Origin of the sequence: Gardnerella sp. KA00288 (genome assembly GCF_049244085.1) — a bacterium.
Classification (GTDB): Bacteria; Actinomycetota; Actinomycetes; order Actinomycetales; family Bifidobacteriaceae; genus Bifidobacterium; species Bifidobacterium greenwoodii.
In genome coordinates this window covers 272,729-298,319 of record NZ_CP058373.1, presented here as the reverse complement: position 1 = coordinate 298,319, position 25,591 = coordinate 272,729, and the positions used below count along the sequence as shown (strand labels likewise).

Genomic DNA, 25,591 nt, shown 5'->3' with positions numbered 1-25,591 from the left:
ACGCGCTAGCGCAAGGAAGCGTTGTAGCGCTGCACTTTAAGCGTGCGGCGAGAAGAATCGAGACCACCGAGCACCATACGTCGCAAAGCCTGATCCGCATCCTTATGCTCCTCAAGCCACTTTTCACCGCGCTCAACCAGTTCCTCAACCGGTGCATACACAGGATACAAGCCCTCAATCAGAGCCTCAGCCATATGGAATGTGCGGTTCTTCCAAATCCACTCAACTTCCGCAAAGTAGCGCTCAACATAAGGCTTAACCAAATCGCCTTTAGCTGTGCTTGCAAATCCAGCAACCACAGCGCCCATTTGCATATTAGTCAAATCGAGATTGCGCAAAGCCTGTTCAAAAGCCCAATCCTTAGCTTCTGCAGTTGAGCGAGCTGCACGAGCCTGATATGCATACTCACGATTCTCAGTCGTGTCTCGCTTTTGAAGTTCAGCGTCAATTCCAGCTTCGTCCAAAGCGTTTACGCCTGCGAGCGCAATAAGAATACTCCAACGCAAGTCGTTGTCGATTTCCAAGCCCTCCAAACTCACGGAACCGTCGAGCAATCCTTTAGCTACGCGCACAAACTCAGCATCTCCAACTTCGCCGTATCCAAGATAAGCCTTGAGCAACTGGAACTGTTCATCCGAGCCTGCGTTAGCCGCTAAAGCCAACTGCCACAATTCGTGAGCAACATGCTTTGCGACTTCTGCTTGACGCTCTGGAACTACGTAGTGGCTTGCAGTTACTTTTACTTGGCCAAGAGCATAGCGGAAAGTAGTTGATTCGCGCTCAGTTGCCAAAGCTTTAAGGCTTAATTCCACAAAGCGTTCTGCTGGGAATTCTGCGTCGCGAGTCATATCCCACAATGCGAGCCAAATAAGCGAGCGAGTCAAAGAATCCTTGAAACGATACAAGTTTTCGGCAGCAAATTCAAGCGACTTTTCGTCGAAACGTAGCTTCGTGTAAGTTAAATCGTCGTCGTTTACAAGAATAAGCGCTGGCATCTTTTCGCCGCGAGCCTCAACAACTTCCGTCACTTCGCCGTCAACGTCAAGTTCGATTCGCTTTGTGCGCTTAATTTCGCCAGTTGCTTCGTCCACATTGTAGAATCCAACAGCCAAACGGTGTGCGCGAAGAACAGGATGCTCAGCTGGAGCGCTCTGACGCAAACGCAAAGAAGCAATAGTGCCGTCGCCAGCCTCTTCGACTTCAGTAGAAATCGTGTTAATTCCAGCTTTTTCAAGCCACTGAGCACTCCACGCCTTAAGATCGCGTCCGCTTGTAAGCTCTAACTCGTGCAACAAATCAGCCAAAGTTGCGTTGCTATAAGCGTGCTTGCTCAAGTAGTTGTGAATTCCTTCAAAGAACTTTTCGCGACCAACATACGCCACAAGTTGCTTCAAAACGGAAGCGCCCTTTGCGTAGGTGATGCCGTCGAAGTTGACGGAAGTGTCGTTCAAATCGTTGATTGGAGCCACGATTGGGTGCGTTGTTGGAAGCTGATCTTGATTAAGCGCCCAGCTTTTTTCGCCGGAATTGAAAGTGCTCCAAGCGTCATGCCATTCCGTTGCTTCAGCAGTAGCAAGAGTAGAAGTGAATTCTGCGAAGGATTCGTTAAGCCAAAGATCGTTCCACCACTTCATGGTTACGTAGTCGCCGAACCACATGTGCGCAAGCTCGTGCAAAACGGTTACAACGCGGCGCTCAGCATAAGCGTCCGTAACTTTGGATTCAAACACGTACTGGTCGCGAATCGTAACCATACCAATGTTTTCCATAGCTCCAGCGTTGTATTCTGGCACGTAAATCTGATCGTACTTTGCGTATGGGTATGGCACTCCCCAAGTCTTAGCGTAGAAAGCAAAGCCTTTCTTCGTAATATCGAACAAGTAGTCAACGTCTTTTGCAAAAGCGTCTTTAAGTGCTTGGCGGCAGTACATTGCCATTGGCACTACGCGGCCATCCTCATTGTTGTAAGACGTGTGCCACTCGGCGTAAGGGCCTGCGCAGATAGCAGTTAAGTAGGAGCTCATCTTTGGAGTTGACTCGAATACCCAGCGCTTCATGCCTTCTACAGCGCCATTTTCCAAAGTGCCATCTTCCGTCTTGTGGCCTTCAATCGCAGTTTCACTTTTAACTGGCATATTGGAAGTCACAATCCAGCTCTCTGGAGCGTCCACCGTAAAGTCAAAAACAGCCTTCAAATCTGGCTGGTCAAACACAGCATAAACGCGGCGAGCATCTGGCACTTCGAACTGAGTATACAAATAAACGTTTCCGTCGGAAGGATCCACGCTTCTGTGCAAACCTTCGCCCGTGTTGGAATACTGGCAGTTTGCTACAACTTCTACAGTATTGTGTTCAAGAAGATTTTCGAGCTCAATTCGGCTGTCTGCAAAAACTTTAGAAACGTCAAGAGAAGTGCCGTTTAACACTACGGATTCTACGCTGTTTGCAATCAAATCAAGGAAGCTTGACTCTCCAGCTTTAGCGTCGAACTCAATCTTCGTGCGCGAAGTAAAATCGCTGCCGCCCTTTCCTAAATCAAGCGCAACATCGTAATGAATTGGCATTTTGATAGCGTCGAAACGCTCTTTAGCTTCTACACGAGTCAGATTTGCTCCTGGCATATATACCTTCCTTATATTTTTCTTATTTTTGATTATATTTACGATTATTTTCAGCTATTTACGAATAATTGCGAATATTTTCTTTATTTTTGATATTTTTTATTATATTTGATTATTTTCTGCAATATCCGCAACTACCGGCACAAGCATTGGCTTCCTGCGTAAAGCGCGAGCAACCCAACTACCCAAAGTGCGTCGCATAATCTGCTGCAACTTATAAGTATCGTGCTCACCGCGCATCATCGCATCCTGCAACTGCTCAACAATTTGGTGACGAACCTTCTCAAAATCAGCCTCGTCTTCAGCAACAGCGTTCAAGAAAATCTTCGGGCCAGAAACCACATTCGCATTGGCGGTATCAACCACAACAAAGCTTGACACAAAGCCTTCTGTGCCCAAAATCCTGCGCTTTTCAAGCTCTTCATCTGTAAGCTCGCCCACAGAATCGCCATCAACATAAACGTATCCGCAAGGCACAGAACCAACGACTGCAGCGTTTCCGTGGTACAAATCAACCACGTCACCATCTTCTGCCAAAACAACATTCTTTGGATCAACGCCAGTTTTTACAGCAATCAATCCGTTTGCAACCAAGTGACGATGCTCGCCGTGAATTGGCATAGCGCACTTTGGTTTCACAATGTTGTACAAGTACAAAAGCTCGCCTTCGTTGCAGTGACCAGACACGTGAATTGCAGCGTTATCTTTGTTGATTACGCGAGCACCCAACTGCACAAGCTTGTTAATAACCTTATAAACTTCGTGCTCGTTTCCTGGTATAAGCGAGCTTGCAAGAATAACAGTGTCAAACTCATTAACAGTAATATCTCGGTGATTGCCGTCCGCAATACGCCCAAGAGCTGCCATTGGCTCTCCTTGAGAACCGGTGCACATGTACACGAGCTTGTCGTCTTGAACATCCTTGGCCTGCTTTAAATCCACAACCGTGTTTTCAGGAATATGCAAGTAACCAAGGTCTGCGGCAATAGACATATTGCGAACCATAGAGCGGCCAACAAACACAACTTTTCTGCCAAACTTGTGAGCTGCGTCAACCACTTGCTGCACGCGATGCACGTGGCTTGAGAAGCTAGCAACAATAATCTTGCGCGTAGCTTCAGCAAAAGCGCGATCCAAAGCCGGGCCAATCGAGGTTTCAGGCTTCACAAATCCCGGAACTTCAGCGTTTGTGGAATCAGCCATAAGTAAATCAATACCCTGCTCGCCTAATCGACCAAACTCAACTAAATCAGTAATGCGATGGTCAAGAGGAAGCTGATCTAGCTTAATGTCGCCAGTATCTATCAAAGTTCCAGCAGGCGTTTTAACACAAACAGCAAGAGCATCCGGAATCGAATGCGTCACCGTAATAAACTCAAGATTAAACGGACCTACTTTCATCTTATCGCGGCCTTCAACGCGAGTAAGTTTCGGCTCAATATGATGCTCCTGGCACTTTGCTTCAACAAAAGCCAAAGTAAGCTTAGAGCCAATCAGCGGAATATCCGGTCGCATCTTAAGAAGATACGGCACGCCACCAATATGATCTTCGTGACCGTGCGTCAAAACTAAAGCTTCAACCTTATCAAGACGATCTTGAATATAGTGGAAATCAGGCAAAATCAAATCAACGCCAGGCTGCTCTTCTTCCGGGAACAGCACACCGCAATCAATAAGAAGTATGTGGCCGTTATATTCAATCACGTTCATATTTCGGCCGATTTCGCCCAAACCGCCAAGAGGTACGATTCGCATTGAACCTTTGCGATATTTTGGTGGAGCAATAAGCGCTCCTTCACGCTGATCGTTCACTACAGGAGGCAGCGCATTTGCATTGCGACGCGAGGAATTACCCTTTTCTTTGCGGGTTTCTGTATTCTTTTTTAATTCAGTTGTCATATTCATCTCACTACATCTTGCGCTATTGCGCACTTCTTCCTAGTGTACCGTTAGGACTCAACTCAGCTTTTGCGTCTAAAACCGACATAAACTACTCACACTTACGCTTTAGGTCGTTTAAGCACAACCACAATAAACCAACCAAACGCGGCTATAGGAATTGCAACCAGAGTAGACATCCACGGAACCATCATTCCGCCGTGCGAATCCCATGCGTCAATTGCAGTACCTGCCGCCATCGACCCAAGAGATGCTCCTACCGCAGAAGCTGTCGGCAGCCACGAAAGACCTTCCGTAAGCGATTCTTCAGGTACAGTTGCCTTCACAATAAGATTTCCAGTTGCGAAAATTGGCGATACGCAAAGTCCAGAAAGCACCTCAAAAACGCTCATAAGCATAAGCCTGTCAATATTCAAGCTCATAAGCACGTAACCAATAGTCAGCACCGTCAAAAATACAATAAGATGCGACCAGTTAGATCCGCGGAATTTGTGCGAGCCGAAAATTATTGCGCCCACAAGAGATCCGCACGCAAAAAGTGCAAGCTGCATGCCAATAAAATGATCAAGACCTTGCGATTTCATTGCAGCCGTCACCGACACGTCAAACGCGCTAAAGCTCATGTTGAACACAATAAACATGAGCACAAGAGGAATAATTCCACGGTATAAAAGCACGTTTTTACCGCTCTTTTTTGCATGATGATTATGCAATTGTTTAAGACTGAATTTGTCAATAAATTTGCGCTTAGGATTTTGTTTTTGCGATTCTGATTCGGCTGCAGAGATTTCGCTTTCTTTTTGAGATGCAATCATAACGTCTACATCTTCGGCTGCAGCCGTTGGCACTTCCACGATTTTAAGCACTGCAGGCTGAGTATTTTTTAACGAAAAGAACCAGGCTCCACCCAGTCCGCTCGCTAAAACTGGCACAAATAATTGCGAAACTGGGTGCACAGAAGTAGCCAGCCATGCGGCCAAAATAGGGCCTAGAATAAACACAATTTCATCAATTCCAGACTCAAGCGCATACGCAACATTTAATAGAGAATCGTCATCTTCCGCGCGCAGAGTGTAAGCCCAACGAGTACGCACCAACGCTCCAAAAGCAAATTGCGTCACACCCATCGCAATCGCAAGAACAAAAAGCAGCGCTAGCGGAACTCTAAACAAGGCCGCAAACGCAAACGAAATCATTGCAATAACCTGTGCACTAAGCGCAATAACACCAACTTTTCGCTGACCAAATCTGTCAAAAAGTTTTGCATAAACTGGCGTTACTGCAGCCTGCGCAAGAACGTAGGATGCGGCCATTGCTCCAGCTACAGTCCAATTGTTATACAAATGGTTTAATGCCAAAACAATTCCCAAACCGATCATTGACATTGGTAAGCGCGCAATTGCCCCCGAAATGCAAAACGCTTTAGCGCCGCTCAATGAAAAAAGTCTAGAATATTTAGAAATTATTGAGGATTTCTCCATGTCTTCTTTAGACTTTGCTTTTTCTTTAGACTTTGCTGCCGCTTTAAACGACATAAATTTTATTACTCCTTTTTAATTACCCAACTGTTACTTTTACATTCGCAAATAAACTCGCAAATAAACTTACGAATAAGCTTCTCGAAGTTACGTTTACGCTCTAGTTTGAGATCTAGCGGTTGCCATTTTTGCACGCTTTGAACGAATCATTGGCTCACCAGAGTAAATGTACAAGTCATCTACCAAAGATTTCATATTCTTCGCTTCTAGCATATGATCCTCGCGCTTCCAAGAAGCATCTTTTCTAAGCCCGTGATAATCGTAAAAACTCACGTCACAAGCTGAATCTGTGTGCAAATAGTAGCGATTTACACCATTATTTCTAAGCAAATGCATTGTATGCTTCCACAATCCGCCGCCAACACCGTGACCGCGAGCATCTGGAGATACAAGGAAAAGCTCCAATTCTGCTTGAGTTAAATTATTAATATGCGATTTTGCTTCAAGTTTTGTTTCCAAAGCGCGCATGCCATGAGCTTCTTCTAAAGCGCGAGCATAATTTTTATCTGCGTTCGCTTTCATAAAAGAATCCTGCTCTAAAAGCATTTGGCTTACTTCTGGGAACAAAACTGGAGCGTCAAAAACGCGCGCCAAAAGCAATCCCATAAACTTTCCGTCGAGTTGTGCAATAGTACCGTGAGTTGAAGGCTTCAAATAGTGCAATACGCAGCGGCGAGAAAGACTTAATGAGGCATCTTTCCCAACTTGTTGCGAAATACCCCAAGTACGTTCGTATTCTTTTACGATTGCGTCAATATCGCTAAGTTTTACAGGACGGAACTCTACGTTCATAATTCTGATTCTTCCTTACTTCATACTCAAATCGATGTTGTGCGTATGCCCGCCCACACACACTGCACGAGGAATCTGCACGTTTTCGAAGTGATGCACGATGCGTTTCAATCGCGGCGCAAAATCTGGCACAGCAAACAAAAATTGCAGCAAATAAGTTGCGGCAAAATGATTGCAATAGCAACATTTATGCGTCATCATCATCGAGGGAAATTAACGTGCCAGAGTGTAACTCGGCAAGGATTTCATCTTTTGTTTTTGCTTCGGCATGAATTTCACGTTGTTTTTCATCCGATACGTTCACATAATAAAGGGTGGCATCGATAGCCTCGAGTGGAGCGTTCGTCATAAGCGAAAGAAGCAGACGATACCAGTCAAGCTGACCGAGTTTTAACGCAATATCTTGCGGATCAGTTGGCTTACGACCAGTTTTCCAATCAACTACTGTATACAATTTACTTGAATCTTCTGGATCTAAACCACCTGCAAAGATTGCGTCAATTTTGCCATTAATAATTTGATCGCCTAATTCTGGCACGTGTGCAACAATCGGCTGCTCTGCTGCTATAGGTCGACGATAAGCCCATTTTGAAGTAGCTAAACGTTTTTCCCAGATTAGTAATTTGTGTTCAGCTGATTTTTCGGATTGCGCAGTTTTTTCGATTTTTGCAAGTTTTTCAGAAATATTTTCAACAACATCATCTTGAGTGGAATTTTTATTCAAGCAACCCGCATTTACAAACTGCTCCGCCCAAGCATGGAATCTCGTACCCAAATCAGATGCAGGAGAAGCAGTCCGCGGAATAGGACGAATAATTGCCATCCACTCACTTCGCAAACGATTAGCTTCTTTCGCTTCGAAAGAGTTGTTATTTTCGTCAGCATTTTGATTAAATACTGCCCTGCGCTGCACAGCCGTAACATTTACATTTTCAACTTTTGAAAGCTGATCCGCCCTCTTTTTAAGCGCAACCGTATTGTGATACCAATCAATTTTCGGCATCAAATCTGCATCCTGCAACAAAGCTTCTGCCCTAGAAAGTAGCGAATTTTCGTCAAGCTTGTCACTTTCGCAAGACTTGTCAACTGCACCAGCCTTGTCAATTGCACCAATCTCAGCAATTTCAGAATATTCAGCAGACTTATTAAGCGCATCTCGCACATATTCACTCGACGCACTCGGCCAAGCTAATGGCTGATTATTGTTTTCGCTAGGAATTTCGCTAGGCTCACTAAATAATTCAGCAAACTGAGAAGCAGACTCTCCAATAGCATAACCAACTTCATCTAAATCAACTTTTACTTCGGAAACAGATCCGCAAGATTCTTGCATTTCTTTAAATACTTCATTCCAAAAAACAGAAGGCTTTTTTGAGCGAGAATATGAAGTATTGGAAGCAGAACCAGAAGCAGCACCAGCAGCGTTTGCTGCACCATCTTCACTATCTTCCCCATTAACATCCGCCGTCATAGCACTAGACTGACTGCACGTAAGCAAAGCCGCAAATTTCGCTCGCGTCAACGCCACATACATAAGATGCCTCTCATCAACGTGCAAAGCTCGTCCACGCTCCTCTACTTGAGAAAGAGGAAGAGTTCCGGTTTTCATTGCAGCATCGTAAATTTGACGCGCTTCTACAGGAATTGCTCCTTCTGGAACATCTTCACGCTCATAGAATTTTTCGGCTAAATCAAGCATTGCTTGCGCGCGAGAACCGTAGATTTCCGCATCGATTTTTTCAACGGTTTCCATATTTTTCAAGGATTCTTGCGGATTCATACTAACACTCAAATCTGCATCGTGAGGAAATCGCGGCAAAATATCCGCATCGACTCTAATTGGCACAGGCACTTTTGATGCGATTTCAAGAGTTGCGTACGCGCTTTCAAAATACACGCCATCCTGCTTGGTTTGCTTTACGCGCAAACCATCTCCCTGACTACTTGGGAAAGCACCTTCGTTAAGCCCCACTATTGCAACAGCAGGCCATTCCAAACCCTTCGACTGGTGAATCGTCATCAAAACCACGTCTGCAGGCTCGTCAACTGAAGCAGGCTGATCGTCAATTTTGTCAATATTTTGAATCCAAGCAATAAATCCGCGCAAAGTAGGCTGCGTAAAATCACTCATTTCTTGCAAATACGCGTCAGCAAGCGAAGAAATTGCGTCAAGCGTGCTGTGCATATCGTTAAGAAGCGTTGAATTACTTGAATTTTCATTCATAAGCGCACGCGAAACAGCCACATCAATATCAATATTTAACGCTTCAACAGCAGTACGAACAACATCATGCAAGCTTCCAGATTGAGCACGCTCCACAGCGTCAAGAACTTTGCCTGCGCGAAGAATTGCTGCATTTGCTTTACTACTCAGCTTATTTTTAAGATGATTAAGCGTGTCTTTCGTAGAATTTTTTGCAAATACAGTAGAGTTAAACGCTTCAAGCAGCACATCCGCAATAAACACTCCGCCGTGAACACTATTTGTTTGAGCGCCTTTAGACTGCTGTTCGCGCACAAGCTTCGCCCAAGATGCGCGCGGAGCTTTAGAATCCACTAAACCTGCTTGAGCCAAAGCGTTGAAAACATACTCAACGTTTTCATCGGTTGCAGCATTAGCTAAAGCCTCTAAATCGTCAGTACTAAGCGCAAATCGAGGCGTGGCAAGAAGTCGCATTAGCGCGGAAGTATTCGTGTGATCTGCAACAGCAGAAAGAAGAGCAAGAACGTCTTTTACTTCCGGTTTTTCGAGAAGAGCGGAATATCCAACAGTTAAAGTGCGCAAACCTGCTTTTTGCAAAGCTTCTTCATACATTGCAATATTAGTTTTGCTGCGAAATAGCACAGCGGCTCTCGCTTGTAAGTCAGAAGCTAGAATATTGTCGTTTTGCGCTAAAGCATTTTGTTTTACATATTTTACGAAGCGCACAACTGCTTCAATTTCTTGATATTGCGTAGGCATATTTAGCACGCTAACGCTGCCTTGCGGAGCATTTTCAAGATATTGAAGATTTTTGACTTCTACTTCCGAAGCCAACGAACTACTTTTGCGAAGAGACGGCACACGCAATGGTTTTGTAATAGCGTTTGCCGCCTGCAAAATAAGCTTAGAATTGCGGCGCGTTTGAGTAAGAGAAAACTCGCTTGATTGGTCAATATTAAGCGCTTGCTGAAGTTTTCTAAAAGCACCCGAGCTTGCTCCTCTAAATGAGTAAATTGCTTGGAAAGGATCTCCAACTGCAGCAATATGTGTTTGCTGATTAACGAAAGAATCACCAACTGAAGTATTCTCACAACTATCATTACTCTCACTACTCTTACCGATTGCTACGCTTGAGTTATGGAACAGCGTTGCAATCAGCATTGCCTGCGTTGTGGAAGTATCCTGATACTCGTCCAACAAAACTTGACTGTACTGTCTTCGATATTGCGCCGCAATAGAAGGAAAATGCGTTACCAAACGGTATGCAGCAATCGTAAAATCGCTAAATTGAGCCATATTTGCGCTACGTTTTGCAGAATCAAAAGATAGAACTAAGTCGAGCAAAGCAGCACGCTTTTTAGCGGCTTCAAATAATTTATTACAAGAATCGTAACACGTATTTTTTAGCGTAATATTTAAGTATTCAACGTATTCTTTTCCGTAATTTTCGCATTTTTTGAAATATTTTTCGTCTGATTCTGTTTTTGCGCGACGCAATTTAACAGCGCTTGGCTTTTTGGCAACAATCTTAGTGGTTTCTGCTGAACTCAGCGCTTTTTGCAAATGTTCAATCCACGCGTTATTCCAATTTTGAATTTCTAAAACAGCTGAAGAAGTGCTGTCTAAAGACTCACCCCTACTATTTAGACCAATCATCGAGCAGGAAATATCTGCAGCGAGCGCAAGAACGTCATCAACAAGAGCATCAAATTTGTACAATTTCACAATTTCTGGATGCTTATCAACATACTCGTTTACTAGAGGCTTAATTAGTTCGCGCGCGCCAGCATCGCTAAGAGGCTGCGTATTGTGATCAAAACCTACTAGCAAACCATATTGGCGCACAATTGACTGAAAGAATGCGTCATAAGTCATTACTTCTGGCTTCAAAAATGCGTTTGAATATGACGCATTCACGCTGCTTTGTTTACCTACGTTCGCATGTTGACTTACGGCTTGCGCAACTCTTGCCAACAATTCCGACGCAGCTTTATTCGTAAACGTAAGTCCTAAAATGCTTTCTGGAGCAACACCGCGGTCAATAAGATCAATAACACGACGTGTCATAGTATAGGTTTTTCCGCTGCCAGCTCCAGCAACAATAATCATATTCTTGTTTGCAGGCGCTGTAATTGCTGCAGACTGTTCTGCACTATCCGTGTTTTTGCGAGGAGATTTTGCGCGAATGGCATCTTCGCGAAGAGCTTTTTCGTGCAAAGATTTGTTATTCATTTCATCAATCATGATTGACGCACCTCGTATACGGTATCTATGCGACCTGCGCAAGCTGGGCAGACTTGTTTTGCACGGCAATATTTCAAATGCTGCGAAGTTGGATGCGCAATAATTTGCTTAGATCGAACTGCAGCAGCCGCGTAGAAAACGCGCGAAATCATAGTAAGAGACCATTTTGCAGTCTCACTTAAACACCGGAATGACTGCCAAGCTTGCTCAGTTACACCTTTCGGGCATGTTTTCATAATTTCTTCCAACTGCGGGCAATCCAGCAATCTTGCCATATTTTTGAATCCGGCGCGACTTTCAAGCGGCTTATTGTTCAAAGCGTCAGCAATGCAAAGAGGCGGTTGATACAAGTTTTCTGCAACGCTGTGGTCTTGAGCCGGGTAATCGTTGTCAACTACGTGAAATAGCACACTTCTTGTAATTGTTGGCGCATTAGAGTCGGAAATAAGTGGATTTTCGTCTGCAAAAAGCAAAGCAAGCTGGTAGCAAACTAATTGCAAATCATTAAAAACTCCTGTTGAAGGAGGAACTTTTCCGGTTTTATAGTCAAGTAAGCGAATATTTTCTGAACCGTCCGCATTTTTTCGCTTTTCAAGTCGATCAATTCTGCCGTGAATATGCAATTGCAAATCTTCGCACGCACCATCCGGCCAACCGCCTACCAATGCTCCCATCAACTCGTAACAGTCGCGAACAGAAACGGTTTGCAAATTTGCAGCTTTAAAAGTATTGTTCAGCACGCGCGCAATGTCATCAAAACCAAAATGAGCGCTTGTTGGCATCTCACAGCAGGCTTCTAAAAGACTTCCAATGCTACTTTCTAAAGATTTTTCGCTTGGCGCAATAGATTCAACAACGCCATCATCTGACTTTTTTGCGTCAAAATTGTAAGTTTCCTGACTAAAAGACGTAACGAAATATTGTGCAATCGTATGAAGAGCACGACTTATATTAGATTGCCTAGAAAGCGCGGAATACCGCTCTTTTGCATCTCGAATATCAGCAAGTTCGGGAGCAATACTTTCGTAATACTCTTCCATGCGATTTGCAATTTCGTTTATTCGGCCCACTTGCGCAGAATACTGGGAATACTGGGAATACTGGGAATCATCTACAGAAACTTCTTTAGATTCAACTTCCTTAACAGGCGATTCTTCAAGCACAGTGTCCATAAAATCGTAGTGCTTATTTTCACTAGCCCACCTTGCAGTTTCGTGAATTAACGTACCAAAATACGTTGCAGCACTTCCTGGCTGAGGACCTGCAAGTTGACGATTCAGTAATCCACACACTGGGCAAGCCCATAAACTGTCTACAGCAGAAGGAGACAAGCTCACCACAGTACTGTTAGATTTAGTAGAAATATTTTCCGCAGAAGAATTTTCTACAGAAGAATTTTCTGTAATTTCGCTCATAAAATCCCATTGACTACAATCGGCGCAATCAACTCCAGAATCTCGCAATAATCGCAATGCTTTAGCAGCGTCTAAAACTCCGCTATTTTCATTCGCATTATCGCAATTATTCTTACCGGCAGCATCTCGCACAAGTTTTGCACGCGCGGCACAAACCAATCCGCGAACATCCATATCTAAGCCTGCGAAAGGAATTTTAAAATCGGTAAAAGGCGTGCGTGAATTTTCGTTATTGTAGTAGCGTTCAGGCAAATAATAGTAAAGAAAATCGCTTGGAACAGCACTATCACTGTACTGCGCGCTAATATACAAACTTTCAGTAGCACGAGTAATAGATAGCAAAAAGCTACGCTGCTCGCCAGCAAAAACAGAGGATTTATCGTTTGCTGCAAGAAGATTTGCAGATATAAATAGAGGCGATTTAGATAATTTATTAGTAGCATTCGCATTAAACTGCTGACTCATAGCTCGCTGCTTGGAATCCAACATAATACTTGCCAAACTTTCCGCACCAAACATTGTGCTGCGCGAAGCAAGATTTGGCCACACACGCTGCTGCAAAGTTGGCATCCAAACAAGCGGCCAATGCTTTCCTGCAGCACCTGCGGGAGTTGTAAGCGTTACAGCATCTGGCACAGGAGCTACTCGAGCTAAAGAATCTGCCTCAATTTCCATGCCACGAACCTGCGCTATAAAATCGCTAATATCAGCTGGAAGTGCAGAATTTTCGTCGTCAAAACCTAATGAAACGCTGCTATTTTGCAAATCTTCTTCAAAACCGTAACTTGTCTCATCGCTGTACGAAGAAACGTAGTCAAAAAGACGCATTGCAGCATCCAGGCGATCGTTTGCCCTATAGCCTTCACGATTGTGCTGCAAAGCCATGCGCTGCCAACGTTCAGCAACATTGCAAACATTCCACGCTTCACCAAGAGCATATTTAGCGTTGCGTAAATCTGGGCGAGAGGCAAATTTCAAAGCCAAAGTTTGCACATTTTTCCAGATTTTTACAAAGGCTGCAACATTAGGATTTCGAGGAGCCATATTTTGCAAAATACTTAGCACTGTTGAATCAGACTGCTGGGAATCAGTATTGCAATATGCTACATCTGCAAAACAAAGAAGATAGCACGCCTCTAGCGAAAGAGCACTCATATCTTCGTTAATATCGTCATCTAAATTGATAACTAAATTAACATTAAAATCACCATTAGAGCTGTTATTAGAGGCGTTATTTAGATTACTCCTAAATTCATCCCACGAATCCTTAAGCTTTCTTAAAGGAATATTTTGATTGCTAAGCGAATTATTTTCGTCTTTTTGCTCATCTAAAACCGCGGACAGAGAAGCCAAAGATCGCATAAGCGACTCAACATTTTTAAGCTGCGAAGGAGTTTCAAACTCGCAATCACCATAAGAATGATTGTTATAGTCGCGAGTTACATAGCCGCGAGCGCTACGAACTATTGACGCAAGAGGACTTTCCATAATGCACTTAACGCGAGATTGAATCCAAAATGCTATATTTTTTAAACTTTTGCCGCGCTGAATTTTATACGAAATGCAAGATACAAGATTCCCAGAAATGCAACGTTGAGCAAACTGAGCAAGCTCAATAAGCGCAAACAATCCTTGCACGAACGGCTCGTCCTTTAACGGTCGAGTTACTAGTGAATAACGCACTGGAACACCGTCCACACGAAGCTGCTCACCAAAAAGACGAACGGTGGAATTATCGTGCGCAATAAGCGCCATATCGCTCCACTTGCGATGATTTTTTACATGAGCGTGCTTCATTTGCCAAATAACAGAATCTAATTCTTCACGCTGTGAACGATAAAGTGCAGTATTTACTGTTCCATCTTCATCTAACCGTAAATATTTTTGCACATCTTGAGAATTCTGAAGATTTTGAGGTTGATTTTGAGCATTCTCTTGATTCTGCGCTTGAGGCTGATCTGTAAGCTGATCAGTAAGCTGATTCAACGGCTGCAATGGAAAAGCACCAACAAAAGCCGGCATTTTCCAAGGTCGATTTGGAAGCGCAACCGCAGTACTTAACTGCGAAGTCAAGGAAAGAGAAACGCGAGCAGCAAGCAAATCACGCATTGAAGGCGCTGAAATCTGATTTGAAGAAGAATCGGAAGTTAGCGCGGAAGAAACAGAAGAATCGGAAGAAATCGCATATTCCAGAGTTTGCTCAGCTGCATTAAACACACGCAAAGCAACAGAAATTGCATAATCCGGGTACGCTCCCCTAAATGTTTGAACGGACTCGTCCGGGTTGGCAATCAAGACCAAACGCGTGCCGAGACTTCTCAAAGTTTCCACAAAACTCAAGCCGGCAAGAGTAATATCCTGATAATCGTCAACAACAAGAAGAGCTGGGATTTCTGAAGAATTTATGTTAGACGCTTCACCAAGCAAGCGAGCAGCTTTTGAACCTTCAACCAAAAGCTCAGAAGCATCCAAACGGAACGACCCTTTATAAGTCTCTGCAAGCATTTTGCGATACTCAGATCTAAGCGCAAAAACAAGACGCCACTGCGTACTGCGACGGTCAGTCAGAAGAGAAGTTGGCAAAATATTTTCAGATTCTGCGGTAGATTTTGCAAAATCAAGAGAATCTAAAACAGACTGTTCGTCGGAAGAATCGTTAATTCCAAGCTCATCCAAACGCGCAAGCATATCTCTGAGCTGATGCATAAATGCGTTGCTAGTTTCAACACTACTATCTTCGTCGTTGCCGGTTTCAACGTTGCTATTTTCAACGCTGCCGCCTGAGTCTTTAGAATTCAGCGAAGCATCAGACTCATTTCCAACGCCAGTTAAAGGCGAAACCCAAAGCGGAGTCCCAAAATAATCCTGAAAAAGCTGGCAAACATCGCAATCACCATTGTCTCCCCTAAAAACATGCTCAATATGCTCGCGCACAACTTTGCGAAGAAGAGCATCCTGCTCAGCGCCATTAAGAAGCTTAGGATTAGGCTTATGCTGCAACTTACAATTGGCTGAAATAATACGAAAAGCAAGCGATTCCAACGTTCCAACCGGACGCGACTGCTCACTTACTCCAATAGAACGAATAATAATATTGTCAATACTTGCAGCCAAATTTCTGTTTTGCACTGCCATTGCTGTTATGCTATGAGGCCAGCGCTGGTATCCCGCAATTGTTGCACGCACAGCAAACTGCGTTTTTCCAGTATTTGGAGCGCCATAAACTAGCAGCGTACTGGTCAAATTCCCAGCACAATTGCGTAACGTGCCATCAAATAGCGCTTGTAATGCAGAATCCTCACACATACACTCAATTCTACCAATTGGGCAATAGTGGTGCGCAAGTTTTAACTAATTTTGCAAAACAGCTCGAGCGCGCGCATCTTTCAACGCAAGAAATACACGGCCAACACCAATAAAAATAAGCGTAAACACAACAAGCAAATAAGCAACTCCAACGCCTAAAGTAGTGGCGTTAAAAGTCTGAGGAGCAAAACCAAACCAGCCTGCAGGAGCACCATAATTAAGGAAATTGTAAGGCGCACGCATTGCGTGAACACCCCAACGAACACCCGCAAACTCGCTAAGCATTGCAGCATAAGCAACATAAGCTAAAGGCGGAATAGTAGCAAAATAAATGTGTGCGCTGGTTGAACGGAAGCGATAGTCAAAAAGTATAAAATCTACGATTGCAAGAAGCGGTGCGATTGCGTGAACGCAAAGACTACTACAACCGTTGCTCATATACGCACCAACAAAACCTAGCTTATTCGTAGGAGCTAAGAAGCAAAGATAAAGCGTAAATGTTACTGCAATGGCGATTGTCATCATGAATTTAAAAATGTACCAAGCGTTGGATTTTGAGTCGAACCATGCGAAAGATTCTGCAGAATCTGGCTGCGCAGCTGAATCTACAGAATTGCGAGCGCGCATAAAAGAGGTAGTGTCTAGTACAAGAGAACCAGCCAAAGCTACACAAATCATAAGATTAGAAAGATTTGTAAAGTAAGTAAAAGTCATAAGACCTTGCCACGAAGCTGCCATTCCGTAAACGGACGCGATTATTGCGATTGCTCGAATTGCAGTGCGCGTGGCGTATTCACGCACATCGAGAGGATTGGCAGCAGCTGTGGTTTGTTGCTCTAGAATGGAGTTGTTTGCCATGTTGACTCGCTTTCGTAACGTATGTCGATTAGGTAATTTATAGCCTACTTACTTACCATATTTATGTTTACACTACCGGAAAGCGAAAATCTGTAGAAAAAGTTGCAAAAATACGGCGAGATTTTTGTAGATACGTGCAAAGCGCGCGGCGACGCTCCAAACGCGAGAAAAGTTCCCCACATTTGGAGCAAAACGCCACGCCAAACTCTCCAAACACGCGAAAAGTCGCGCACGTTTGGAGCACGAGCTTAGAACCTAGCACGCACGTAACCAGCAAAAGCAAGTAAGTCACGAACAAAAGATATAGTCGAAGGATGGTTCGGAGTGCGCAATCGCCGCAAAATCGCGGGCGGCGCTGAGATTACATCCGTAGGACCTGATCTAGATAGTGCTAGCGAAGGGAAACATTATGACAATAGATAACGCTGCAGAAGCAAACAACAGCTCGCAAAAAACTTACGCATCTACTACTGAGTCAGTCGCAACAGCAACAAAAGTAGACACACTATTTTCCGTGCGTGCGCGACGTCGAATGTTCCTTAACGACGTTCGCCAATGCATCGAACGCGTACGCGCACAGCAGCCTCTTACACACTGCATAACGAACGTAATCGTACAAGACATAACCGCAAACGCACTGCTTGCAGCAGGCGCCTCGCCAATTATGGTCACAGATCCGGAAGAAGCGCACGCACTCGCACAAATCGCCTCCGGCGTGCTAATAAACGTAGGCACGTTCCATCAGCCTGAAACTTCAGAGTACATGCGCGCAGCCGTTGAGGGATGCGAAAAAGCAGATACCCCATGGGTTCTTGACCCGGTTGGAATTGGCGTGCCGGCACTTGCTCCACGCACTCGCTTTATACACGAAATTATTAAGCACCACCCTACTGTAATTCGCGCAAACGCCTCCGAAATCATGGCTCTTGCCGGCAAAGAAAGCAACGGAAAAGGCGTAGATTCTCACGATAGCGTAAACGATGCTCTTCAAGCCGCGCGCGAACTAGCAAAAAAGTATGGCTCAGTAGTGGCTATTTCCGGCGAAAAAGATGCGATTTACGGCCACGGATGTTTAGCTCGCGTAACAGGCGGTCACAAAGCTATGACCAAAGTAGTTGGAACCGGTTGCGCTCTAGGCGCGATAGTTGCAGCATACGTTGGCGCAAACCCAGAACGTCCGCTCGCAGCAACCGTTGCAGCGCACGTGCATGCAGCCGCCGCCGGAACTTGGGCAGCTCGCCAAACCACAGCTCCAGGAACTTTCCGCACGCTGTGGATGGACGCGCTTTCCACTCTTAGCGTAAACGACATGTTTAGTTTGACAAATATTGAGTTCACTGTTGAGCCTGTGGATTGGACACTGTATTTGGTAACAGATCCACGCATGGGAAATCGTCCAGAAGAAGAAGTGGCTGTGGAGTCGGTTGAAGGCGGAGTTACAGTTGTGCAATTGCGCGATAAGTATTCCGACGATGATGAGATTTCAGCAAAGGCGAAAAAGTTGCGTCATGCGCTTATTGATTCCGGCCACGGCGACGTGCCTGTGTTCATAGACGATCATGTTGATTGCGCGGCTCAGCTTGGTTTCAACTTGCACGTTGGGCAAAAAGATACTCCGTTTGTTGAGGCGCGAAAGGCGATGCCGGCTGAGTGGATGGTTGGTCTTTCTTGCGCGCGGCCTGACTTGATGGAGAAAGCTTACCTAGAGTGCAAAGAAAACGACGTTCCACTGCCGGATGTGATTGGCATAGGTGCCGCTTTTGAAACGCATACTAAGGCTCACGACGTGCCGCCTCTTGGAGTTGAAGGCGTGAACGAAGTTGCGAAAGTTGCACACTCTATGGGCGTAAAAACATTGGCAATTGGCGGAATCCATGAGAATACGGTATTCCCTATTCGCGATCTTGAGCTTGACGGAGTTTGCACTGTATCGGCGCTTATGTGCGCTGAGGATGCTGGAAAAGTAGCGCGCGAGCTTAAAAGCGTGATTACTAAATAATTACTTAGTGATTACTCAGTGATTACTGAGTAATCACTAATTCTTAAAGCTGTGCACTGGGGCCGGAATACGCCCGCCTCGCGTTACGAAAGCTTCGCAACTGGTCTGGTTCACCGGAATAATAGGCGCATATCCCATTAAACCGCCGAAGTTAGCCATCTCGCCAACGCCCTTTCCAATCACAGGAATAATGCGCACTGCCGTAGTTTTCTGATTAATCATTCCGATTGCGGATTCGTCAGCAATCATTCCAGAAATAGTAGCTGCGGACGTTTCTCCCGGAATAGCAATCATATCGAGGCCCACAGAGCATACGCACGTCATTGCCTCAAGCTTTTCAATCGTCAAACAACCAGACTTTGCTGCAGCAATCATGTTCGCATCTTCCGAAACAGGTATGAACGCTCCGGAAAGACCGCCAACATAGCTGCTGGCCATAATTCCGCCCTTCTTAACCTGATCGTTCAGCATTGCAAGCGCAGCAGTTGTGCCAGGAGCTCCAACCTGATCTAAACCAATCTTTTCAAGCACTTCGCCAACGGAATCTCCAACTGCAGGCGTTGGTGCAAGCGACAAATCAATAATTCCAAACGGCACTCCAAGCCTACGAGAAGCCTCTTGTGCAACCAACTGCCCCACTCGCGTAATCTTAAAAGCAGTGCGCTTAATAGTTTCACATAGAAAAGCAAAATCTTTGCCTTTAGCCGCGTCGAGTGCGCTAGATACTACACCAGGCCCGGAAACACCAACGTTAATCACAGCATCGCCTTCAGTAACTCCGTGGAAGCCGCCTGCCATGAACGGATTATCGTCAGGAGCGTTGCAAAAAGCCACGAATTTAACACAGCCGTAAGAATCTTTGCTAGCAGTCGCCTCTGCAATCTTTTTAATCGTGCGCCCAAGCAACTCCACGCAATCCATGTCAATTCCAGTGCGAGTTGAGCCAACATTCACAGACGAGCACACAATTTCCGTCTCGCTTAAGGCTTGCGGAAGAGACTCAATAAGCATACGGTCAGCTGCTGTCATTGACTTAGCAGGAAGAGCGGAATATCCGCCGATTAAATCAACTCCAACTGCGTGCGCTGCCCTGTCTAAAGCGTGCGCAATTTGCACAAAATCTTCAGGCTTTTTGCAAGACGACGCTCCAACAAGCGAAATCGGCGTTACGGTAATTCTCTTATTTACAATCGGAATGCCGTAATCGTGCGAAATATCGTTGCCAGTTTTTACGAGATCTTTTGCAAGACGCGTGATTTTTTCTTCAACATTGCGGCACACATCTTGCAAATTTTCGCAAGCGCAATCAAGCAAGTTAATTCCCATTGTGATTGTACGAACATCGAGCTGTTCTTGCTCAATCATCGAATTAGTTTCGCTTACTTCCATCAGGTTGAGCATGGCGTACTTCCTTACATTTACTTAGATTGCTACGATATTGCTACGATATTGCTACGAATTTTAGATTCTGTGCATTGCGGTGAAAATATTGCTACGCTGGCAGCGAATACGCACGCCGATTTCGTTACCGAGCGCTTCTAATCCGTCCGCAAACTCACCAAATTCACAGTCCATAGTCGCCACATCAACAATCATCATCATATTGAAGAATCCGTCAACAATAGTCTGAGAAATATTCAAAATATTGACGTTATGATTAGCTGCATGCGAAGTTACTTTTGCAATAATACCAACTGTATCGCAGCCAACAACTGTAATAATCGCCTTAGAAGCGTCGCCTTTAGAAAGCGATTCCTGATTTTGTGCAATTGTAGTATTGGCGACCATATTTGCCTCCTGCTGTATTGCTGTGTGTATTTATTGCTGTGTTAATTTATTACTGTGTTAATTTTGCATTAGCTTTTCACTAATTATTTTTATGCATAAATATTATGCTGTTTCATATCTTCCGGAAGCGCATTTCGAAGAGACACAAGAGATCCAGAACGGAACACGGAACGAATGCCAGCAGCAAGAAGAGGCGCAATCGAAAGAACCGTCATATTTTTAAGACGCTTTTCTTCCGGCACAGGAACGGTATCCGTCACAATAATTTCGCGCACACCCGCATCTTTCAAACGCTCAACAGCAGGACCGGAAAGCAAAGCATGAGTTGCAACCAAAGTCACAGACTTAGCACCAGACTCGCGCAAAGTGCGCACAGCTTCACAAATCGTGCCAGCAGTATCAATCATGTCGTCAACAACAATGCAGTCACGACCCTGAATATCACCAATAATTCCGTGAGCTTCAGCATGATTTGGACGAGTAATATCGCGCGTTTTATGAATAAAAGCAAGAGGCAAATTGCCAAGTTTTGCAGCCCACTGTTCAGAAACTTTAATTCGCCCAGCATCAGGAGAAACAATAGTTGCGTTGTCTAGCTTCATAGAGTTACGCACATAATCAATAAGCACAGGCATAGCAGTTAAATGGTCAACCGGACCATCAAAGAAACCCTGCTCCTGAGTTGCGTGCATGTCAACCGTCAAAATACGAGTCGCGCCGGCAGCGCGGAACAAATCAAACATAAGACGCGCCGTAATAGGCTCACGACCCTGATGCTTTTTATCTTGACGAGAATATCCAAAGAATGGAGCAACCACGTTAATGCTGCGAGCAGAAGCGCGACGCAACGAATCAACCATAAGCAGCTGTTCCATAATCCAATTATTAATAGGATTCGTATGCGCTTGAAGCACAAACACATCCGCACCACGAACTGGCTGAGTAAAACGCACATACATTTCGCCGTTAGCAAAATCGTAGGCAGTAGTCTCAAGCACATCAATACCAAGATATTTTGCAGTTTCCGCAGCAAGTTCCGGATACGCACGACCGGTAACAAGCATCATCTGCTTTTTTGGATTGCCTTCAAGAATTGTTGACATGATTGCCTTCCCGTTTGCAAACTTGCATGTACAGTGACAGAGTCGCTTTTTATTCTAGCAGGTAACGCGCCGGATTAGACACAACCGGTGATTTACGCATAAATTACGCAAATAATTAGTTAAATAATTAATTAAATATTTAATTACTTACTTAGCAAAATACGCGCGAACTTCGTCTGCAGTTCCGTAAGAAGCCTGAGCACCAAAGCGAGTTGCAGCATACGCAGAAACATAGGACGCTAAAGCTGCAGCGTCTGGCAACGACATTGAAGCAGCCAAACCAGCCAAAATTGTACCCATAAACGCATCTCCACAACCTGTAGTGTCTTGAGCATTAACACGCTGTGCAGCAATACGGCAAACAGGATCTTCCTCAGCATACTGCAAAACAACAGAACCGTCGCCGCCCAAAGTCACAACAGCCTCATCAAAACCAAAGTTGTGCATAACTTCAGCCGCATGATTCCAATCAAAACCATCCCAATTGCCATCTTCTGGCTCGTCAATATTAAGCAACTGTGCCATCTCATGCTCGTTTACAAGCAAAATGTCGGCAGCATCAATCAAATCCTTCGGCAAAGTGTCAACAAAAGGAGAATTGTTAAGCAAAACTTTTACACCAGCATCATGCGCAATTTTCGCAGCAGCAGTAACAGTTTCCATCGGGCTTTCCAAGCAAAGGCCAAGCACACGCGCACTAGTCAAAGCACTTTTAACAGACTCAATATACGCAACCGTAACGTGCGCATTAGAACCAGGCGCGTAAACAATCGTATTTTCGCCGCCCTGAGCATCAACCGTAATAACCGTTGCGCCGCTAGGAGTGTTGTCAACGTGCAAAATATTAGTGGTGTCAACGCCTGCATTATTCAAAGAATTAAGCAAAAAGTCGGCGTTTTTATCGCTACCAACAGCGCCAAACATGCGAACGTGCGCACCAATTTTTGCCGCCGAAACAGCCTGATTTCCAGACTTTCCTCCAGGAAGAACCTTAAGCACGCCACCATTAACTGTTTCGCCTGGCTTTGGAAGACGGTCGGCAACAATCGTGTAGTCGGCGTTCATTGAGCCAACCACTGCAATCGCAGACTTGGCGCAGTCATCAGCCTTCACTTTTTCTAATACATCCAGCGAGTCTAAAGTATCGTGGTAGCGCATCAAAATTCCTTTCTTTGTTTGATTTTTATTTTATAACCTAAGTCAGTCAGTACGCTTGCACAGAAGAATCATCATTATGAAGATAAGCCCGAAGCCCACAAAATCCGCCCACGAAAAAACAGCGCCTGTAAAAAGCACCGCCGTAATCGCAGCAGTAACCGGCTCGCTCGCACCAAGAAGAGTTCCTCGCACAGAACCTACGCGCATAATACCTTCAAGAAACAGCCAGTAAGCTCCAAAAGTGCCGGCAACAACCGTAAAAGTAAACAGCAAAAGCGCGCGCCAATCAAGCGGCGGCATAGTTTCCCACGGACGCACGAACGGAAGCATAATCAGCCCCGAAATAATAAAAGTAATGCCGTTTACAGTAAGATTTCCCCATTTTGCAATCAACTTCACCGGCATAATCGCAAGCGCCGCCGTACTTGCAGCATCTGCTAAGCCCCAAAGCAAACCCATAATCGGCAAAGATAGCGAAGAAAGATTGCCGCCGGTTGCCATTAAAGCAGTTCCTGCAAAAGCGAGTACAACACCAATTGTTTCGCGGATAGTTGGCACGCGGCGCGTGTGCAAGCACGCGTAAACCAGCACGAACAGAAGATTAAGGCTTTGAAGCACAGTTGCAGTGCCGGAATTAGTCCAGTCGATTGTGCACAAGTACGAAACTTGCGTAAGAAGCACGCAAACTACGCCTGTAACCGCCATCGAAATCCACGTGCGACCGGATTTAATTGCTCCAGTAAGCTTTTTCGGAGTGCAGGCTGCTGCAGTGATGCTAAACAATATGCCTGCCGCAATTTGGCGAACGCACGCAATTTGCAGCGGAGATACGTGATACGTTGACATAAGGATTTTTGACACTGTTGCGTTTGCGCCCCAAAATGCGCCGCCTAAAAGAGTGAGCAGAATGCCAATAAGTATTGCGTTCGTTGAATGGTTGAATGCAGGATTAGGGCGATCCGGAGTGCTCGCTATTGCTTTTGCAGCGGATTTTGAAGTGTCAAAAGTTTTAGAGCCAGTTTGCAATGTAAGCTTTGACATATCAGATTCACCTCGCATCCCCAAAACAAGCGATTATGCAGCAATTATTGCACGCGCGCTCAACTAATATTGCACGCGCGCAAACGGTGCAAGCAGCATAACTTGGAAAACAAAAAGCTCCCGACGCTAAATCAGCGCCGGAAGCTCAAGCGCGGAGAATACGAGATTCGAACTCGTGAGGCTGTTACACCAACACGCTTTCCAAGCGTGCGCCATAGACCACTAGGCGAATTCTCCAAACTGCTAACTTAGCAAGCAAATCACCCGCTAAGCAAACAACTTAAACAGAATACCACGAATTTGAGATATTGCAAACTCGCGCGCGCCGCGACAACGAAAGTTGAGATTACTTAATCAAAGGCGCTACTTGCATTTCGTAAGCACGCAAAGCCATGTCGATTACGTTGTGCATGTCGTAGTAGCTGTAAGTACCAAGCCTACCGCCGAAAACAGTGTTCGGCTCAGCTGCTGCAAGCTCCGCATAGCGCGCATACAAGGCTTTATCTTCCTCAGTATTCACAGGATAGTAAGGTTCATCGTCGCGAGTTGCAGCGCGAGAATACTCCTGCCACACAACAGTCTCCCCAGCTTTTACGCTTTTACCCGGCACGAAATCAGTTTCACCACTAGTCTCGCCAGCAACGCCCTCAACTTCCTCACGCTCTGGATTAAAGTTCTTAAACTCAATCGCGCGCGTAAACGGAACGTCCGCATCCGAATAATTCATAACTGGGCAACCAAAGTGGTCACTCTCCTCGTAACGCACTTCCTTAAAGTCCACGGTACGCCACTTTAACTCGCCAAGCTTATAGTCAAAATACCTATCAACCGGACCGGTATAAACCACCGGAATTCCAGCCTTAGCCAACGCGCGCTTATTAAACGGCTGTGATTCGTCGAAAAAGTCTACGCCAAGCGAAACATGAATTCTAGGATCGTCAATCATGCGCTGCATCCAAGCTGTGTAGCCGTCCGTAGGCAAACCTTCCCAAGTGTCTTTAAAGTAGCGATTATTGTAGTTAAATCGCACAGGCAAGCGCTTAATAATTCCAGCAGGAAGCTCGGAAGGATCCGTTTGCCACTGCTTTGCCGTGTAGTTTTTAATAAACGCCTCGTAAAGCGGTCGCCCAATTAAACTAATGCCCTTATCGTTCAAATTTTGCGGATCTTTACCAGACAACTCCCCCGCTTGGCTTGCAATCAAAGCCTTCGCTTCTTCTGGCGTGTAGTGCGCGTGGAAGAATTGGTTAATTGTACCCAAGTTGATTGGCAGCGGATAAACTTCGCCGTCATGCGTTGCATAAACGCGATGCACGTAGTTAGTAAACGTTGTAAAACGATTCACATAATCCCATACGCGCTTGTTGCTTGTGTGGAAAAGATGCGCGCCGTACTTGTGAATTTCAATTCCCGTGCTCTCGTCAAAATACGAGTAAGCATTGCCACCAATGTGATTACGAACGTCAATAATTTCAACGCGAGCACCCGTATGCTCCACTGCTTGTTGAGCTACAGTTAAACCAAACAAGCCCGCTCCAACAACTACTAAATCTGGGTAAGTTGTATTTTGGGAGGTTGCTGCCTGCGTCATATTATTTACCTTTCGTACTTTCGGTTGTTTTACGC

Annotated in this window: 14 protein-coding genes, 1 tRNA gene and 1 riboswitch; of the genes, 1 reads left to right on the top strand and 14 read right to left on the bottom strand. The window is 45.1% G+C overall.

All coding sequences use genetic code 11. The features are described 5' to 3' along the window. Nucleotides 1–5 precede the first annotated feature (5 nt). The 7 genes from pepN to HXT52_RS01050 form a co-directional block, all read right to left on the bottom strand. Entirely contained in the window at nt 6–2,621 is a 2,616-nt protein-coding gene (pepN, locus tag HXT52_RS01080; protein WP_421775998.1) for an aminopeptidase N, read from the bottom strand. A 102-nt stretch (nt 2,622–2,723) separates the two neighbouring features. Next, nucleotides 2,724–4,520 (bottom strand): ribonuclease J, encoded by a 1,797-nt coding sequence (locus tag HXT52_RS01075; RefSeq protein WP_004133687.1) that lies wholly within the window; start codon nt 4,518–4,520, stop codon nt 2,724–2,726. Nucleotides 4,521–4,621: 101 nt separating this feature from the next. Next, a complete protein-coding gene (locus tag HXT52_RS01070; RefSeq protein ID WP_421776165.1) occupies nt 4,622–6,001 on the bottom strand; it encodes an MFS transporter in 1,380 nt (459 codons plus the stop codon). A 150-nt stretch (nt 6,002–6,151) separates the two neighbouring features. Next, entirely contained in the window at nt 6,152–6,850 is a 699-nt protein-coding gene (locus HXT52_RS01065) for a GNAT family N-acetyltransferase (protein ID WP_019261166.1), read from the bottom strand. A 187-nt stretch (nt 6,851–7,037) separates the two neighbouring features. Beyond that, entirely contained in the window at nt 7,038–11,297 is a 4,260-nt protein-coding gene (locus HXT52_RS01060; protein ID WP_421775997.1) for an ATP-dependent DNA helicase, read from the bottom strand. Next, nucleotides 11,294–16,018 (bottom strand): PD-(D/E)XK nuclease family protein, encoded by a 4,725-nt coding sequence (locus HXT52_RS01055; RefSeq protein WP_421775996.1) that lies wholly within the window; start codon nt 16,016–16,018, stop codon nt 11,294–11,296. Before HXT52_RS01055 ends, HXT52_RS01060 begins: the two co-directional genes overlap by 4 nt. Before the next feature lie 45 nt (nt 16,019–16,063). Next, the gene (locus HXT52_RS01050) at nt 16,064–16,876 is read right to left on the bottom strand and encodes a hypothetical protein (RefSeq protein ID WP_375169302.1); all 813 of its coding nucleotides are present in this window, start codon (nt 16,874–16,876) and stop codon (nt 16,064–16,066) included. 310 nt (nt 16,877–17,186) lie between these two features. After that, nucleotides 17,187–17,296: riboswitch (TPP riboswitch) on the top strand. Nucleotides 17,297–17,408: 112 nt separating this feature from the next. Here HXT52_RS01050 and thiM point away from each other — a divergent pair. After that, complete coding sequence (gene thiM / locus HXT52_RS01045; RefSeq protein WP_421776164.1) at nt 17,409–18,875, top strand: hydroxyethylthiazole kinase; 1,467 nt, start codon at nt 17,409–17,411, stop codon at nt 18,873–18,875. A 36-nt stretch (nt 18,876–18,911) separates the two neighbouring features. Here thiM and HXT52_RS01040 read toward each other — a convergent pair whose 3' ends face one another. From HXT52_RS01040 to glf, 7 genes are all read right to left on the bottom strand, one after another. Beyond that, nucleotides 18,912–20,276 (bottom strand): PFL family protein, encoded by a 1,365-nt coding sequence (locus tag HXT52_RS01040; protein WP_421775995.1) that lies wholly within the window; start codon nt 20,274–20,276, stop codon nt 18,912–18,914. Between the two features lie 60 nt (nt 20,277–20,336). After that, nucleotides 20,337–20,663, bottom strand: a complete 327-nt coding sequence (locus HXT52_RS01035) for an ACT domain-containing protein (RefSeq protein WP_004136741.1) — start codon at nt 20,661–20,663, stop codon at nt 20,337–20,339. An 89-nt stretch (nt 20,664–20,752) separates the two neighbouring features. Next, nucleotides 20,753–21,766, bottom strand: a complete 1,014-nt coding sequence (locus tag HXT52_RS01030; protein WP_004133700.1) for a ribose-phosphate diphosphokinase — start codon at nt 21,764–21,766, stop codon at nt 20,753–20,755. A gap of 147 nt (nt 21,767–21,913) precedes the next feature. After that, the gene (locus HXT52_RS01025) at nt 21,914–22,924 is read right to left on the bottom strand and encodes a ribokinase (RefSeq protein ID WP_421775994.1); all 1,011 of its coding nucleotides are present in this window, start codon (nt 22,922–22,924) and stop codon (nt 21,914–21,916) included. A 42-nt stretch (nt 22,925–22,966) separates the two neighbouring features. After that, the gene (locus HXT52_RS01020) at nt 22,967–23,965 is read right to left on the bottom strand and encodes a DMT family transporter (protein WP_004133703.1); all 999 of its coding nucleotides are present in this window, start codon (nt 23,963–23,965) and stop codon (nt 22,967–22,969) included. 152 nt (nt 23,966–24,117) lie between these two features. After that, a tRNA-Ser gene (locus HXT52_RS01015) sits at nt 24,118–24,202 on the bottom strand. Nucleotides 24,203–24,311: 109 nt separating this feature from the next. Further along, complete coding sequence (glf, locus tag HXT52_RS01010; RefSeq protein ID WP_421775993.1) at nt 24,312–25,556, bottom strand: UDP-galactopyranose mutase; 1,245 nt, start codon at nt 25,554–25,556, stop codon at nt 24,312–24,314. Nucleotides 25,557–25,591: the final 35 nt, after the last annotated feature.